Raw genomic sequence first — 15,435 nt, 5'->3', positions numbered from 1 at the left:
AACCATCTTACTTGTCCAGTAGTAAACAGACAATAAAAAACGGCTAAGCAAGCTTAGCCGTTATCTTCAATTCTAATTGTTTAGAATGTGTACTTGATATCTACGCCAGATTCAAGACCGCGATTTACGCGACCAAACGGTGTACCCAATACCGATGCGGTACGGCCGCCTGCGCCTTCAATGTAGCGATTATCTAACAGGTTTTTACCCCATATACCAATTTCTAACGAACCACTGCTGTTCATCCAAGACGCGCGCGCATTTAAGTCTTCGCGATCATCAAAGTAGTTAGGCAAGGCACGTTCCCAATCAGGTGTACCCGGGAAGAAACCACGTTCATTCTCAACAAATACATAATCAATATGTAATTTGGTATCACCTAAACCAAGATCAGGCATCCAATCAAACGTTAAGGTGTAAGAGGTGTTTGACTCATTATCAACCTTCATCGCCGGGATCAAATCACCCGAAGAGTTATAGAACTCTTCAGTATCGACTTCGTTTTCACGATAATCGGTTACTACACCAAAGGTCATTGTGTCGGTAATATCCCAAATAACACCTAGCTCAATACCATCGATAACCAAGTCTTCGTTAACAACCGTTGGCAATGCTTGCGCTTGACCAGGAGGTTTTGATTCGATGTTACGTTGACGATCGTCAAGTTCGGTATGATAAAACGCCGCGGTAATACGCACGCTGTCAGCAAACACACCTTTATAACCAATCTCAAGGTTAGCAGACTCTTCAGGCTCAAATGGTTCGTTACCGTTGTCATCGGTAATTGGGTTTAGTGAGTCATAACCACCAGCTTTATAACCGGTAGCAAATGATGCAAACACCATGTGATCATCATTTAACTGATAACCGGTACCAATACGACCGGTAACCTTATCCCAAGAATCTGAGGCGTAGGTTTTCTCTAACGGTGCAAATAACACGTTGCTTACACCTGGAATGATTTGGGCAAACGGTGTCTCTAAAATTTCCCACGTAAAGTCTTTTTCATCTTTCGAATAACGTAAGCCGGCAAACACGTTCCAAGCGTCCGTTAACTGAAAATCAAAGTCAGAATAAATACCGTAACTGGTAAACTCACCTGAGTTTAAAAAGTTTTCCGACCAGAACATACCTGTTGGACCGGTAGAAAAACTTGGCCCAAAGATCAGCGGCTCATTAAACATCGCCGACGCCATCATGTAAGTTAAATCACCGGTCGCTGCGACAAACTCAGGTGTTAGAGAACTATCACCGGTCAATGCAACTAATACATCAGACCATTCATCAGAGTTCCACATATGGTCCATTTCTAGACCAGATGCTGCATAAGTTTCGTCAACCACATCATCAAAGCTGATTTGACCGATACACACGGTTGGATCCGGCGCACCTTGCTGCACACATGCGGCATATGCCGCGGCAGCGTCTAAATCACCTTCAAAGGCATCGACTAAACCTTGATCTATTAAAGTTTGCTCAACTTGATTACCCACTTCGCCACGTACCTGACCATTCAATTCGCCAGTGACAAGGCGAGCAACGGTATCGGTTGTTAGGAAGATTTCAGTCTCTTGAAATACGTCCTCTTTCGAGTAGGTGATACCGCCAACGTAATTTAAACGGTCGGTGTTGTAGTTGATTTGCAACTCGTTATAGAAGATGTCTGAGTCTTCATTATTTGAGGTATCAAGGTAACGGGTGATGTTCGCGGTACCGTCTTCATCTTCACGGTTAACCGTATCCCAATCGCGATAACTTGATACAAACATCATTGACCACTCGTCGTTAAACTCGTGGTTTAATTTGAACGTTACGGCGTACATATCACGGCTCTCAACACCTTTACGTACATCGTTTTCTTGTTTCGAACCAAATGGGTCAGAGCCGCCTTTATAAGCATACTCACTAAAACCAACCGCCATTGGTGGCGCTTGCTCTAACTCATCCCAATCATATGAAACTTGTACATTGGTTCGGTCTGAGACATCCCACTTTATCGCCACACGAGCAGCATTATGGTCGCGAGCGCCTAAATCCCAAGTTTTAGTGCCTTCGTTCCAGTCGGCGCGGGTAATATTATCAATAAAGCCGTCTTGCTCGTTGGTTAGAACATTGGCGCGAAGATAGATATTATCGGTTAGTGAAAAGTTCACCATACCTTCCAATCGCATCAGATTGTCGGTACCGAACGTGCCTTTTACGAATGCATCGAACTCTTCCTGAGGTGCATTAGGCACCATGTTAACCACACCCATCGCCGCATTTTTACCAAATAACGTACCTTGAGGACCTTTTAGTACTTCAATGCGTTGCATATCTGAAAACAATACGTTTTGCGCTGCACGTGGCATGTAGACGTTATCGAAGAATGTTGCTGATGATGGATCACCACCAACACTGATGTTCGGGCTGGAGACACCACGCATGGTTACACCAGCCTGGGTCATATTACCGTCTGAAAAATCAAAACCCGGAATAAACTTATCAACATCACTTAATAAGATAGAGCCGGACTCTTTAATGGTTTCCGCCGATACCGTGTCTACGGTAACAGGTACCTTCATCACATTTTGCGAACGTTTTTGTGCGGTAACGACGATAACATCATCTATAGCCTCTTCTTCCGTTTGCTCTTGAGCGATAGCTTGAGACGATGACAACACCATGGCGGCAGCGACTGTATTGGCAAGCACTGATTTTCTAAATAGTGCATTGCCTGCTGCGGATTTAGTTTTCACAGACACGATAATTCCCCAGAAATTATTTTTTATTGTTGTTGAAAATTTTATTATTTTTATACACTTGAGTAAGCATTTTGAATTGTTGTTTTTGCCACTCTTATAGGCTTATAATCCAGAAATGTTAATTGATTGTAAAGTGTTTTCTGTTGAAAAAATGACTAATATTGCACAAAAGTACAGTAAAGTATTTATTCTATTAATTCTGTTTGTTGTAAGCGCTTGCAGTGATGCTCGTCTAAAGCCGCTTGGTTATGGCGCAACCATCTTAGCTTTTGGCGATAGCTTAACGTCAGGTGTAGGCGTTAAGACGCAATACAGTTATCCATCGGTATTAAGTGAATTAACCGGCCGAGACGTGATTAATGCCGGTGTGTCTGGCGAATTAACCGAGCAAGGCGTGGCACGATTGCCCAGTTTATTGCAATCACACGCGGTTGATGTGTTAGTGCTGATTGAAGGTGGCAATGATATATTGCGCAATAAAAACCTAAAGCAAACCAAGCAAAACCTTGCGGCAATGATTGAAATGGCTCAGGCCAAAAATATCGATGTGATTTTGGTAGGTGTGCCGCTTAAAAAACTATTTTCTAAATCGGCACCGTTATATGGTGAGTTAGCCGAACAATATCAGTTAACCTACGACGGCGAAATAATTCGCGATTTAATGACCGATACCGATATGAAATCCGATTCGGTGCACTTTAATAAACAAGGTTATCAAGCATTAGCGAACGCCATTTACCAGCTTATGCAAGATAATGGCGCGCTATAAAACCAATCGCTATTAACCGTATTATAAGTTAGCGTGAGGGCCAAAAACCTCATAATGAATCCGCTCTTCGCTTACGCCTAGGTTTAATAATTGCTGTTTCGCAAACTCCATAAACCCAAGTGGACCACATAGGTAAAAATCGCCCTGGCTCAACGGTAAGCTGACTTGGCTAAAGTCCATAAATCCAGTAGCGATATTCTCGCCTAACGTGTCGCCTGCTGGCACATCTTGGTTATACCAAGTGAAATGTTGCCAGCCATGCTGCTGACAAATCGATTGTGTATGGCTGTTAAAGGAATGTTGTTGGGCATTTTCACACGCATGTAAATAGCTCACTTGTTGCTGATAACCTTGTGCTGCCAAGGTATCTAACATCGCCTGCATTGGCGTCACACCAACGCCAGCAGAAATCAACACCACCGGTTGTTGTTTGTCGATGAAAAAGAAGTCGCCTGCTGGCGGATGTAAATCAAGCAAATCGCCAACCTGAATATGATCATGCAAATAGTTAGACATTAAGCCTTGAATCTGACCTTGTTCACGCTTCACTGAAATGCGGTATTGTTTGCCATTTGCCGCTGTCGATAGCGAATATTGACGTATTTCAATATGGTTAGACGTGTTAGGTTTGAGTTCGATACCAATATATTGCCCTGGCTGATAGTCCATGACCGCTTGTTGATCTACCGGCTCAAATACAAAGCTGGTTACCAGCTCTGATTCTTGTATCTTGTCCACCACCGCGAATGCGCGTTTGCCACGCCAGCCGCCTTTGCTGTTTTCCCTGTCTTGGTATAGCTGCTCTTCTCGATCAATAAACACATTGGCTAGCACACCGTATGCCTTGGTCCAAGCGGATTCCACTTCCTCGGTAAATTGCTCTGGCAACAGTTCACGCAGGGTTTCAATTAAATGATGACCAACAATGTCATAATCTTTCGGTTGAATGTGAAAACTGGTGTGCTTGTTTGCAATGCGCTCAACCGCATGTTTTAGCACCGCGATATTATCAATGTTTTTAGCGTAAGCAGCGATCGCTTCAAACAAGGCGAGCTTTTGCCGACCGGTATGCTGGTTACTCATGTTAAAGATATCTTGCAGTTCAGGATTATGGTTGAACATACGTTGGTAAAAATGGTCGGTAATCGCGGTTCCGCCCGCTTCTAATAATGGCACCGTGCTCTTTACAATACGGATATCTTGGGTTGTTAACATCGAAACACTCTCCTGATTTTTATTCGATAAGGTGTGTTAGGTCTTGGTCGATACATTACACAGTATATTGCTAACTGGCGATATGTTGGCGCTGACGTAACATTTAATACAATAAAATGATGTTTTAGGCTCAATGATTGAGCTAAAAACTTGCTTGAAAACTTGCTTGAAAACCTACTTGCAAAAAGGCCTCGTGTCTGACTTAAAATACTTTGTAGCCTAATCCGTGAACGCCAACACAACGGATGACATAACCAATCTTAAATAACCCGGCGAACAATACCGTGCTGATATGGGCTGCTACTTGCGAGGCAATGGAAAAATATTGATCAACACCATAAGAGATAAATAAACAGGCCAAGGTGATCACCAGCGACACTAGCATTAACCAGTTACCACCAATTATACAATTTTGATAATTCGCTTGGTTTGCGGTAAATGAAAAATCTGAGCTGTTGAAAAATTGTGCGTACATATTATGGCCTTTAGGTTTTATATTTGTGGTGCTTGGATTATGACTAATGCAATGACTGCTTTAATTAATGTATTACAACTACTGTGCCAACATGTACAAACCATTACATTACAACAACTTACAAAAAAATCTGTCATTTTAATCGTCACTACAGCTCAAAAAGTGTCAAAATGACACACTGTATTTTTGAGTCATTTTGACTACAATATATAAAAACGACTCACATTAGTGTTCTATGCATATATCGCAAACCGCATTACTTGAACTGTCATTGGACTTGGCACGCAGCCTAGATGCCAAAGATCGCTTTGATCAACTGCTTAGCACCATACGTAAAGTCATCGCCTGTGAAGCCGTCGCACTACTGGCGGTTAAGGGAGAGGTGTTAGTGCCGTTAGCACAGCAAGGTTTGAGTAAAGATGTGTTGGGCAGGCGCTTTCTAACCTCGGAGCACCCTCGCCTGCAACAAATCAGCCAGTCAGATAAAGTGGTTCGATTTAGCCGCGATTGCCCTCTACCAGACCCATATGATGGCTTGTTACTCGATCGCGATGGCGACTTACCCGTGCATGCATGTATGGGTATTCCACTGAGCTTTAATGAACGTCTGATTGGCGTATTAACCCTAGACTCGTTAACGCCGAATGTATTTGATGACATTCCAGAACGCACGTTGGAAATCATCGCGATTATGGCAGCGGTCAGTCTCAATAATGCCTTGAATATTGAATTGCTTGAAAGCAGATACCAGCACTCACAACAAGTCATGGCTGAACTCAACGTACACAATGACGCCAAACATCAATATGAGCTGATTGGTAACAGCGAAGCAATGGTTAAATTGAAACAGGAAATACAACTTGTCGCGCCGTCTGATTTTTCGGTGTTAATTGAAGGGGCAAGTGGTACGGGTAAGGAGCTGGTTGCACACAATATTCATTTGCAGTCAAAACGAGCCGAGCACACCATGGTGTACGTTAATTGTGCCGCACTACCAGAAAATCTTATTGAAAGTGAATTATTCGGTCACGTCAAAGGCGCATTTACTGGTGCTGATAAAGATCGTGCCGGTAAATTTGTGGTCGCCGATGGCGGTACCTTATTTCTTGATGAAGTAGGCGAATTACCTCTGGCGGCACAGAGCAAATTACTGCGTGCATTGCAAAGCAATGAAATTCAAAAGGTTGGACAGGACAGCATCATCAATGTTGATGTAAGAGTTATCGCCGCCACTAACCGTGATTTGAAAACCGAAGTCGAACACGGCCGCTTTAGAAGCGACTTGTTTCACCGATTGAACGTTTATCCGATCCACGTTCCGGCATTGCAGCACAGGTTATCGGATATTGATTTACTGGCGGGTTACTTTATTGAGTCACTCAAGCGCAAACTTGGCATCAACCAACTGCGCATTGATAGCGAGGTTATTGCCATGATGGGCAATTACGACTGGCCAGGTAATATTCGCGAACTGGAGCATTTCATTAATCGTGCTGCCTTATCAGCCAGTGCTCGTGCAACCGGCAAGATAACCACCATCATAAGCACTGATTGCCAACAGTTGCTCAATGTCGCGGGCAATACCGTTGCGCAAAATACTGTTTCGCAAAATACGGTCATCGACTCGGCACCTAACCCTGCCACTGAGTCGATAAACCTAAAACAACACCTTGATGGCTACCAGCGACAACTTATTAAGCAGGTGTTAGAGCAAGAGCAAGGTAACTGGAGTAAAGCAGCAAAACGTTTGCAGATTGATAGAGCGAATTTGCAGCGACTTGCCAAGCGACTCAATATCGTGATCAGCAAGCAAGTCAGCTAAAGCTTATTTAGCTAGCTTGAACACAGGCGTTTATTGCCAATACGGTTGGCTTGTGTAATGGTCACTCAAATAGTCGACAAAGACTCTGACTTTGGGGGCCAATAAACGACTGCTTGGATACAAAGCCCAAATTGCCGTGTCATTGACTAACGGGTAGTCTTTTAACACCTGTACCAAGGTGCCAGAGCGTAATTGCTGATAAGCACACCATTTTGAACAAATGGTAATGCCGATGCCTTGTTCACACGCATCTCGTATCGCCTCACCGTTATCGATGCGCAAGGCGCCACTGTGTTTAAAACGTTTTGTCCCCTGCGGCGTAACGAAATCCCAATGATGGATCCCCGCCAAATTGATACATTGGTGTTGCGTTAATTGCTGTGGAGTTTGCGGTTCGCCAAACTCGGCGATATAGTCCGGCGAGGCACACAATATTCGCGTATCGCTTGCTAATTTTTTCGCATTAAATGACGAGTCATCAAGATTGGCATTACGAATTGCCACATCAAAACCACCTTCGACCATATCAATGATGCTGTCACTCATACGAATATCAATTATGAGATCTGGGTGCAGCTGCATAAAGCCCTTTAACGCTGGGATCAAATGCATTCGCGCAAACGATGCCGACGCAGTAACTCGCAAAGTGCCTTGCGGCGAGTCCTTCGCAGATCCTACCGAGGCACGAGCACCACGCACCGCCTCAACCACTTCTTCTGCATGTGGCAAGAAAGTCTTGCCTTCTTCTGTTAAAGAAACTTGTCTTGTGGTGCGATGGATTAGCTTGATCCCCAAGCTTTGCTCAAGCTTATTCAAATAGGTACTGGCTACCGCAGGCGATAAACTAAGCTCTTTACCTGCCAAACTAATATTATTCAAACTGGCAACGCGGATGAATAACTTTAAATGCTCAATATTCATTATCAATAAAATCTAAAAACTGATTCTTCAAATACACCAATTATAAAAATAACAGATAAAAACTATACTGCAATCCTAGTTTCAATTAAGGGGATAAATAAATGAGAGCTATGGTTATTCGCCAGTTTGGTGAAAGTGATGTATTCGAATCGGCCGAACTGGCAACACCACAAGTAAAATCAGGACATGTACTGGTCAATGTTGCTGCGACCAGTGTTAACACCGTCGATAATATGATTCGTCAAATGGGCAGTGATTTGCCATTTTCTCCCGCCCTGCCCGCGGTATTGGGTATGGATTTTGCCGGCACAGTTACCGCAGTAGGCGATGGTGTTGATAATTTTGCGGTTGGCGATGAGGTCTATGGTTGTGCTGGCGGGCTTGCGGATTTGCCCGGTGCCATGGCGGAATATATGTTGGCAGATGCCGATTTAATTGCTCATAAACCGAAAAGTCTCTCTATGCGAGAAGCCGCTGCAATGCCACTAGTGGGCATTACCGCCTATGAGGGCCTCAGTCGCGCAAATGTCAGTGCTGGACAAAAGGTGTTGGTTCATGGTGGTGCGGGTGGTGTAGGCCATATCGCGTTGCAAATAGCAAAATACCTAGGTGCCGATGTGTACTCAACCGGTGGTGGTGATACCCAGCTCAAACTGATCGAAACACTTGGTGCAACAGGCATCAACTACCGTGATGAAACCGTTACCGACTATGTCGAAAAACATACCAATGGCCATGGCTTTGATGCAATTTTTGATTCTGTCGGCGGCGCTAACCTGTTGAACTCATTTGACGCTGCTGCACTTAATGCCCAGATAGCCACTACGGTATCTTTATTAGAATTAGATTTGAGTCTGGCACACATGAAAGGATTGTCATTGCACGTGGTGTTTATGTTGATCCCTATGATTCATAATCATAAACGTGCAGAGCATGGCGCTATTTTGACGAAACTGGCAGAGATTATTGATGCAGGTCATATGCAGGTGATTGTCGATGAGCAGCGCTACACATTAGAACAAGCCGGTGCAGCACAAGATAGATTAACCAGTGGCAAAGGCATGGGCAAAGTGGTTATCGAGATCTAACGACCTCGGCTCAGTTATTTTATAACGGCCATGCGCAATTCAAACGAAAAGCAGTCACAGTGACTGCTTTTTTAATGTCTAAAAATCAATGAATTAGTGAAGGAATCAGCAAAATATCTATATTGTTCTAGACTCTTTACTAGGGATAACGCCTTCCTGCTGACAGTTAACGTCATAGCGCAACAATAATAGACGAGATCACATGAATAGAACGCTGCCGATTATTTTCCTCACCTTGTTGGCACTGATCTGTTCGTTTTCATCGACGGCTATTGCTGCAAGCTCCGAACCAAATGAGCAAGCGCAACAAACGGCAAAGTCCGCACCTCAATCTACATCAAAGCAAGACACAAGCGAGGCCAATAAAAAGTCCGACAAAGAACTGAGTGAAAGCCAAAAACTCTCGCAAAAAATAGACACCATAAATGCCGAAATCAAAGCATTGGTCAAGACCCTAGAAGATGCCAAAGGTGAAGACTCCGGTGCGATACAATTGCAGTTATTTTACAAAAACATTGAGCTGCGCCGAGACATCGATAATGCCATCGACAATAAAAACGTCGATACTCAGCTTGCTAAAGGCCTTATCGATGGTCAAATTGGCTATGCCAAAAACGCCTCAGACTTTCTTAACAGCCGACTCGAAGCATTAACAGAGGAACTGTCGACGCAAACGCCAGAACAAAAGCTGGTTATCCTTAATTATTTTCGTGAATTGAACTCCTATCTTGACTTGATATACAAATGGCGAATAGAAAACCTTAACTGGCTGAACAAACTTGGCCAATCTATTGAAAGCGAGCAAAAAGTGTTACAGGCCGACGTAACACAGCGCTTAAGACTATTATCGGCGTCGATAAATTACTACAACCGCCAGCAAGCTATTATCGACGAACAAATATCGGTTAGCCCGGATTCAGAAAAAGCTAAATTACAAGTTGCCGAGCTTATCATTGCCCAACGGCTAGGCATCGCCATTAGCGGTATGCAAGCGATTATCGACATTGCCGATGATTTACAGATTGAGACCAGCGAATATCAACAATTGGTTTTTGAAACGACTGGCGAATTTACTTACGAGTTATTAAATCTAGAAGTATTGTTTTCGTTACTGAAAAGCCTCCTCAATTCAACCGTGGACTGGTTGGTCAATAATGGCATGGCTTACTTATTTAAATTGCTGATGTTTGTACTGATTCTTTTTGTCGCCAGAAAATTATCAAAATTGGCCGCCATTGTGGTTCGTCGCGCGACCGACAGCACCCAGCTAAAAGTATCGACATTGATGAAAGACTTCATCGTATCCATGTCAGGTAAAATCGTCATGTTGATCGGTATATTGTTTGGTTTATCGCAATTAGGTTTAGACATGACACCGGTGCTCGCCGGTTTTGGTATTGCCAGTATTATTATTGGTTTTGCCTTACAAGATACCTTATCGAACTTGGCATCCGGCATGATGCTACTGATATACAAGCCATTTGATGTTGGTGACTTTGTATTTGCCGGTGGTGTTGATGGTAAAGTCAGTCATATGAGTTTAGTAAACACCACCATTCGTACGTTTGATAATCAGGTGATAATGATCCCTAACAGTAAAATTTGGGGCGATGTGATTAAGAATGTAACCCATGAGCGCATTCGCAGAGTCGACATGGTGTTTGGCATTGGTTATGACGATGATGTATTGCATGCCGAGAAAATTTTAACCGAGATTGTAACCAATCACCCTGACACCTTAAGAATGCCGGAAGCGTTAATTAAGTTACACGTTCTCAATACCTCTTCGGTTGATTTTATCGTCAGACCTTGGGTCAAAACCGATAACTATTGGGATGTCTATTGGGATATCACCAAAGCGGTGAAGCTACGATTCGATGAAGAAGGTATAACCATTCCATACCCACAACAAGACGTTTATATCCACAAACTGGGTGCTGACAAGCCAGACTCAGAGCCTACTTAAACCGCCCGTAAGCTCCAGTCGAGCGCCCCCTTTACAGGCTGAATATCCGACTGTAATCGCCCTTTAAGGCGGCGTTTAACAGCTTATAGTGTCGCATTTAATAGCGCTTTTTGGCTGCTGATACAATATTGGTACAATTTATTCGGTATCTATCAATAGCTAAAATTGTTAAGTAGGGTAATAAGTTAGCCTTGATTACCTTTGGTAACACTTTACTGTACAAAGATTACACTATTGCTTTTATCTCAGCCTTTGCTTAATCTAGCCGAAAATTTAAACACATAATAATGCGCTATAGAACTGAGAGGTAGTATGAGCTTAGTTTGTTCACAACGTCGTCAATTTTTTAAGAAAGCCAGTGGCATGATTGCCCTTGGTGCTACGGTACCTTTGTTTTCAGGTAAAGCCTATGCATCGTTACCGGTAACCAATGAAGTTAAACGTTTGTCTTTATACAACCGTCATACCGGCGAACGTGTGCAAGGCATTTTTTATGCTAATGGCAGTTATCAGAGTGATGTGATGACCGCCTTCAATCATAATTTGCGTGATCACCGTCAAGATGAAAGTGCCAGAATGGATCCTAAGTTGTTTGAATTCTTGCACAAGATACAAGAGTATTTAGCCACGGATAAAGAAATCCATATTATTTCCGGTTACCGTTCGCCAAAAACCAATGCCATGCTTGCCAAGCGCAGCGGTGGTGTTGCGAAGAAAAGCTTTCATATGAAAGGCAAAGCCATTGATTTTGCCATTCCTGGCATCGAACTAAGCCGAGTACGAGATGCCGCTAAGGCATTAAAACTAGGTGGCGTTGGTTACTATCCAGGCTCAGGGTTCGTGCATATCGATACCGCATGGGTGCGCAGTTGGTAATCGCAAAACAAGCGCTCTGCTCATACATTGAGTGGGCGCTTGATTAGTGTTGACGAAACACGAATCAAGCACGAATCAAAAGCTTATCAAAACCCAATTCAGCACCACATAAAGTCTTCTCAACGAATAGCAATTAATTACAGCTAATGTCGCATTTTCGCGAGCATGGCCAACGTAATTGATTTATGATCGAGTCAATATCATTAATAAAGGCTCGAGCATGCAACTTGATCGCAACATCTGCCAACAAGCACGATTATCAAAAGATCGTCGCTTTGATGGCAAGTTTTACACCGCCGTGATCACCACCGGCATATACTGCCGACCGACATGTCCAGCAGGCCCAGCGCTCGAACAAAATGTGCGCTATTTCCATACTGCCGTACAAGCTGAGGTGAATGGCTTTAATGCCTGCAAACGATGTCGACCAGAACTTGCACCGAATCAACCATTGCCAAGTCATATTGAACAAGCCATTGAGTTATTGCGAGTACAGCCGAATTTAACCGTCGCACAGCTCGCCAAGACAATGAGTTTGAGTGAACGCCAACTGCAACGTTTATTTGAACAAAATCTTTCCGTTTCACCAAAGCAATTTATCAATCACCAACGACTGATCACCGCGCGCACCTTGTTATTGCACACGGGATTGGCGATAAGTGATATAGCCACTATCGCCGGTTTTGGTTCATTGCGCAGCTTTAATGACAACGTTAAACAGCATTATCAACTCAGCCCTACGCAAGTTCGCAAACAAGGCAAAGCGAGTGGTAATGATGTGTACTCGATAAAGCTTGCCTATCAAGGCCAGTACAATTGGCCTTTGATGCTTAATTTCTTTAAAGCCCGTATCATTCCCGGCGTCGAGTTGATTGATGATGCCTATCACCGTACCCTGCAATTATTTGATGACCATGAACAACGTGTTTGCCACGGTTGGTTTAAAGTCAGTTTTCATGATCAGGATTATTTGCAAGTAGATTTGCAACTCAGTGATTATCAGTATTTAGGCCAAGTACTCAAACGCATCAGAGTGATGTTCGATCTTGATTGCGATATTGATACCGTTAATGAGCATTTAGGCCAGGACAGACAACTTGCTCAGGTGATTAGCGATTGCCCTGGCTTGCGTCTGCCAGGTTGTTTCGATGTATTTGAGTTTTCAATTCGCGCCATACTGGGGCAGCAAATCACAGTGAAAGCTGCGACCACACTTGCCAGTCGTATCAACGAGCGATATGGTCAAGCATTTACCGCTTCTGAGTCTTCACCCACAGGGCTTAGCCATTACTTCCCAAGCCCGACTGCCTTAGCCGATGCTGAATTTAATGATATGGGCATTACCACGACGCGAATGGCAACATTGCAGCGTTGGGTGAGCTTTTATCGGGATAATAAACGCTTATTTGTGGCACCTCAGTCTGCGGAGCAGTTAGAACGACAGTTATGTGAATTAAAAGGTATTGGCCCTTGGACTGCAAATTATCTGGCGATGCGCGGCTTGAGTATGAATGATGCGTTCCCTGCGGCCGATTTAGGCATCATAAAAGCCTTAGGCGGCGAGTTAAAGCCAAAACAGATATTGCAAAAAGCCGAGGCATGGCGTCCTTGGCGTGCCTATGCAGCCATTTATTTATGGCACTCGCTAGCACATTAATAGACACACAAACCAATAGGTTAATAGCGATAGAAATCAACCCACTTAGGTTGTCAGCGAAACAGGAATAACATGCTCTACTATCAAATCATACAAAGCCCATGCGGTGAGGTTATCGTTGTCGCTAATGAGCACGGCATTGTCGAAGTTGCGTTTCAACAAGGCGCCGCTGCGGTTAAGTTGACAGCTGATTATCAGTTGGCAAACGATGACGCACCAAAACATTTAGCGAATGCTGTGCAGCAACTAGATGAATATTTCCAAGGCAAACGTCGCTTATTTGATCTGCCACTCGCGCAAGCGGGCACGGCATTTCAACAAAATGTATGGCATGCGCTTACCAAGATACAATTTGGCGCCACCTGCAGTTATGGCCAGCTTGCCGATGCGATTGCCAACCCAAAAGCGGTGCGCGCGGTAGGCAGCGCCAACGGTAATAATAAAATCGCCATTATTGTGCCCTGCCATCGAGTTATCGGCAGCAATAAAAAGCTAACCGGTTATGCCGGCGGAATGGGTATAAAAGCGAAATTGCTGATGCATGAAGGGGCTGATTTTAAGCCGTAAGCAACGTATACTGCTTAGCTCAATATTAATGAGTGATATGAATGGACTTGATTTTACCGTTACTGGCGTTGGCATTATTGGTTTGGATGAGTTGGCGACTGGTTCAAGCAAAGCGCTATAACCGATTTATCGACTGGCTGATGACCGATATCAAGCCACAATTGCTTAGCCATGTACAACAAGAATTGGTTGAGCAACGTTGCCAGCAATATCCTAATAACGACTGCCACATCGAGGCGAGCTGTCATTACTATGGCCAATATCCAGTACGGGTATTAGAAGCGGCGTTACAGCGCGATATTATTACCAGTGACTGGATACAGCAACGCCAAAATAAGCGTCACCTACAACATCTGTTATTTATCCAAGCCGCCTATCGAATCACTCCTGCCCCAGTGGCAAAAGATCAGTCACCACAAGAGCAACATCAACAAGATTAGTCTACGTTATCGATCGTTATTTGTGTTTATTTATGGTTATTTGTTCGGGCTGGTATTGCGATCGCTAAGGCTGTCAATCAACAGCTGCGCCATTTGCTCAGGCTTGATGCGATAAACCACATGATCGCCAGCAAACACACGAATGGTCCAGCCACGCTTTTCTGCGAGCTGCCATGATTTATCATTACGTTTGCGCTCGGTTACCGAATTGCCTTGAGGCACAAAGCCAATATAGCTAGTGTTGATATCAGCCAGTTTAGGATTATTGAATGTTACCGGCTGCGATAATGTTTTAGCGGGGTGCGGTACGTCTTTTGGATACGGCGCATCAGCAGATAACCAAGGAAAATAGGTTAAACCATCTTTAATCGGCAAGTCTTCATATTTCATCGACAAAATTTGCAACGCATTCATTCCATGCGCCGGCACCAAGGCATCAAGAAATATCGCGTGGCTGACTTTGTCAGGTATTTCATTCATCACGCCACTGATCACCATGCCACCGTAGCTGTGGCCGACGAGAACAACCTTGTCGAGCTGTTCAAAGGTAATTGTATTTACCACATCATTTATGTGGGTGGTCAAATTGACTGAGTCATTGGCTAAATGGTAGCGCTCGCCTAAGCCGGTTAAGGTGACGCGATACACGTCATGGCCTTTTGCCCGTAATTGCTTGGCCACCTGTTTCCAATCCCAACCACCACCGGTCGCACCGTGCACGACAACAAAAGTTTGTTGCTGGTGTTGAGGTTGCTGTTGATTTTGATGTTGATTTACTGCTGGCTGCGGCGAGGCTGCCATCAGTGCATTAGATAACATTGCCATGCTCAGAATGACCGCCTGAATGAGTTGAAGGGCAAACACTTTCATGGTGACGCTCTCGTAGGTTAAAGGG

General features: G+C 44.0%; 13 protein-coding genes. 8 read left to right on the top strand and 5 right to left on the bottom strand.

Annotated elements, in window-relative coordinates; genetic code table 11:
* Positions 1-80 precede the first annotated feature (80 nt).
* Positions 81-2,744 (bottom strand): TonB-dependent receptor, encoded by a 2,664-nt coding sequence (locus E2K93_RS13625; RefSeq protein WP_228445316.1) that lies wholly within the window; start codon positions 2,742-2,744, stop codon positions 81-83.
* Positions 2,745-2,895: 151 nt separating this feature from the next.
* On the opposite strand from E2K93_RS13625, the gene E2K93_RS13620 reads away from it, so the two are divergent.
* Positions 2,896-3,513 carry a GDSL-type esterase/lipase family protein gene (locus tag E2K93_RS13620; RefSeq protein WP_135439629.1) on the top strand — a complete coding sequence of 206 codons (618 nt, stop codon included), beginning with the start codon at positions 2,896-2,898 and terminating at the stop codon, positions 3,511-3,513.
* A 21-nt stretch (positions 3,514-3,534) separates the two neighbouring features.
* On the opposite strand, the gene hmpA is transcribed toward E2K93_RS13620, so the two are convergent.
* Positions 3,535-4,728: an NO-inducible flavohemoprotein gene (gene hmpA / locus E2K93_RS13615; RefSeq protein WP_135439628.1), complete on the bottom strand. Its 1,194-nt coding sequence runs from the start codon at positions 4,726-4,728 to the stop codon at positions 3,535-3,537.
* Between the two features lie 202 nt (positions 4,729-4,930).
* On the bottom strand, positions 4,931-5,203 hold the full coding sequence (locus tag E2K93_RS13610) for a hypothetical protein (RefSeq protein WP_135439627.1): 273 nt from the start codon (positions 5,201-5,203) through the stop codon (positions 4,931-4,933).
* 235 nt (positions 5,204-5,438) lie between these two features.
* On the opposite strand from E2K93_RS13610, the gene norR reads away from it, so the two are divergent.
* Positions 5,439-7,025, top strand: coding sequence for a nitric oxide reductase transcriptional regulator NorR (norR, locus tag E2K93_RS13605; RefSeq protein ID WP_135439626.1), 1,587 nt, complete (start codon positions 5,439-5,441; stop codon positions 7,023-7,025).
* 30 nt (positions 7,026-7,055) lie between these two features.
* On the opposite strand, the gene E2K93_RS13600 is transcribed toward norR, so the two are convergent.
* Positions 7,056-7,946 (bottom strand): LysR family transcriptional regulator, encoded by an 891-nt coding sequence (locus E2K93_RS13600; protein ID WP_135439625.1) that lies wholly within the window; start codon positions 7,944-7,946, stop codon positions 7,056-7,058.
* Between the two features lie 101 nt (positions 7,947-8,047).
* On the opposite strand from E2K93_RS13600, the gene E2K93_RS13595 reads away from it, so the two are divergent.
* The 6 genes from E2K93_RS13595 (at position 8,048) to E2K93_RS13570 (ending at position 14,540) form a co-directional block, all read left to right on the top strand.
* Positions 8,048-9,034 (top strand): zinc-dependent alcohol dehydrogenase family protein, encoded by a 987-nt coding sequence (locus E2K93_RS13595; RefSeq protein ID WP_135439624.1) that lies wholly within the window; start codon positions 8,048-8,050, stop codon positions 9,032-9,034.
* Between the two features lie 202 nt (positions 9,035-9,236).
* Positions 9,237-11,000 carry a mechanosensitive ion channel family protein gene (locus E2K93_RS13590; protein WP_135439623.1) on the top strand — a complete coding sequence of 588 codons (1,764 nt, stop codon included), beginning with the start codon at positions 9,237-9,239 and terminating at the stop codon, positions 10,998-11,000.
* 312 nt (positions 11,001-11,312) lie between these two features.
* Positions 11,313-11,876, top strand: a complete 564-nt coding sequence (locus E2K93_RS13585) for a DUF882 domain-containing protein (protein ID WP_135439622.1) — start codon at positions 11,313-11,315, stop codon at positions 11,874-11,876.
* A 220-nt stretch (positions 11,877-12,096) separates the two neighbouring features.
* Positions 12,097-13,533 carry a DNA-3-methyladenine glycosylase 2 gene (locus E2K93_RS13580; protein ID WP_135439621.1) on the top strand — a complete coding sequence of 479 codons (1,437 nt, stop codon included), beginning with the start codon at positions 12,097-12,099 and terminating at the stop codon, positions 13,531-13,533.
* Positions 13,534-13,605: 72 nt separating this feature from the next.
* The gene (locus E2K93_RS13575) at positions 13,606-14,100 is read left to right on the top strand and encodes a methylated-DNA--[protein]-cysteine S-methyltransferase (protein WP_135439620.1); all 495 of its coding nucleotides are present in this window, start codon (positions 13,606-13,608) and stop codon (positions 14,098-14,100) included.
* A 41-nt stretch (positions 14,101-14,141) separates the two neighbouring features.
* The gene (locus E2K93_RS13570; RefSeq protein ID WP_135439619.1) at positions 14,142-14,540 is read left to right on the top strand and encodes a hypothetical protein; all 399 of its coding nucleotides are present in this window, start codon (positions 14,142-14,144) and stop codon (positions 14,538-14,540) included.
* 36 nt (positions 14,541-14,576) lie between these two features.
* Here the strand turns inward: E2K93_RS13570 and E2K93_RS13565 are convergent, their stop codons facing one another.
* Positions 14,577-15,410, bottom strand: a complete 834-nt coding sequence (locus E2K93_RS13565) for an alpha/beta hydrolase (protein ID WP_228445314.1) — start codon at positions 15,408-15,410, stop codon at positions 14,577-14,579.
* Positions 15,411-15,435 lie beyond the last annotated feature (25 nt).

Origin of the sequence: Thalassotalea sp. HSM 43 (assembly GCF_004752005.1) — a bacterium.
Classification (GTDB): domain Bacteria; phylum Pseudomonadota; class Gammaproteobacteria; order Enterobacterales; family Alteromonadaceae; genus Thalassotalea_A.
This window is presented reverse-complemented; position numbering and strand designations above follow the sequence as displayed.

What these genes read in the sequence shown, in the direction of transcription:
- E2K93_RS13600 (WP_135439625.1), bottom strand. Translation starts at nt 7,946, where the DNA reads ATGAATATTGAGCATTTAAAGTTATTCATCCGCGTTGCCAGTTTGAAT.
- E2K93_RS13565 (WP_228445314.1), bottom strand. Translation starts at nt 15,410, where the DNA reads ATGAAAGTGTTTGCCCTTCAACTCATTCAGGCGGTCATTCTGAGCATG.
- E2K93_RS13595 (WP_135439624.1), top strand. Translation starts at nt 8,048, where the DNA reads ATGAGAGCTATGGTTATTCGCCAGTTTGGTGAAAGTGATGTATTCGAA.
- E2K93_RS13580 (WP_135439621.1), top strand. Translation starts at nt 12,097, where the DNA reads ATGCAACTTGATCGCAACATCTGCCAACAAGCACGATTATCAAAAGAT.
- E2K93_RS13575 (WP_135439620.1), top strand. Translation starts at nt 13,606, where the DNA reads ATGCTCTACTATCAAATCATACAAAGCCCATGCGGTGAGGTTATCGTT.
- E2K93_RS13570 (WP_135439619.1), top strand. Translation starts at nt 14,142, where the DNA reads ATGGACTTGATTTTACCGTTACTGGCGTTGGCATTATTGGTTTGGATG.
- E2K93_RS13590 (WP_135439623.1), top strand. Translation starts at nt 9,237, where the DNA reads ATGAATAGAACGCTGCCGATTATTTTCCTCACCTTGTTGGCACTGATC.
- E2K93_RS13585 (WP_135439622.1), top strand. Translation starts at nt 11,313, where the DNA reads ATGAGCTTAGTTTGTTCACAACGTCGTCAATTTTTTAAGAAAGCCAGT.
- E2K93_RS13610 (WP_135439627.1), bottom strand. Translation starts at nt 5,203, where the DNA reads ATGTACGCACAATTTTTCAACAGCTCAGATTTTTCATTTACCGCAAAC.
- norR (WP_135439626.1), top strand. Translation starts at nt 5,439, where the DNA reads ATGCATATATCGCAAACCGCATTACTTGAACTGTCATTGGACTTGGCA.
- hmpA (WP_135439628.1), bottom strand. Translation starts at nt 4,728, where the DNA reads ATGTTAACAACCCAAGATATCCGTATTGTAAAGAGCACGGTGCCATTA.
- E2K93_RS13620 (WP_135439629.1), top strand. Translation starts at nt 2,896, where the DNA reads ATGACTAATATTGCACAAAAGTACAGTAAAGTATTTATTCTATTAATT.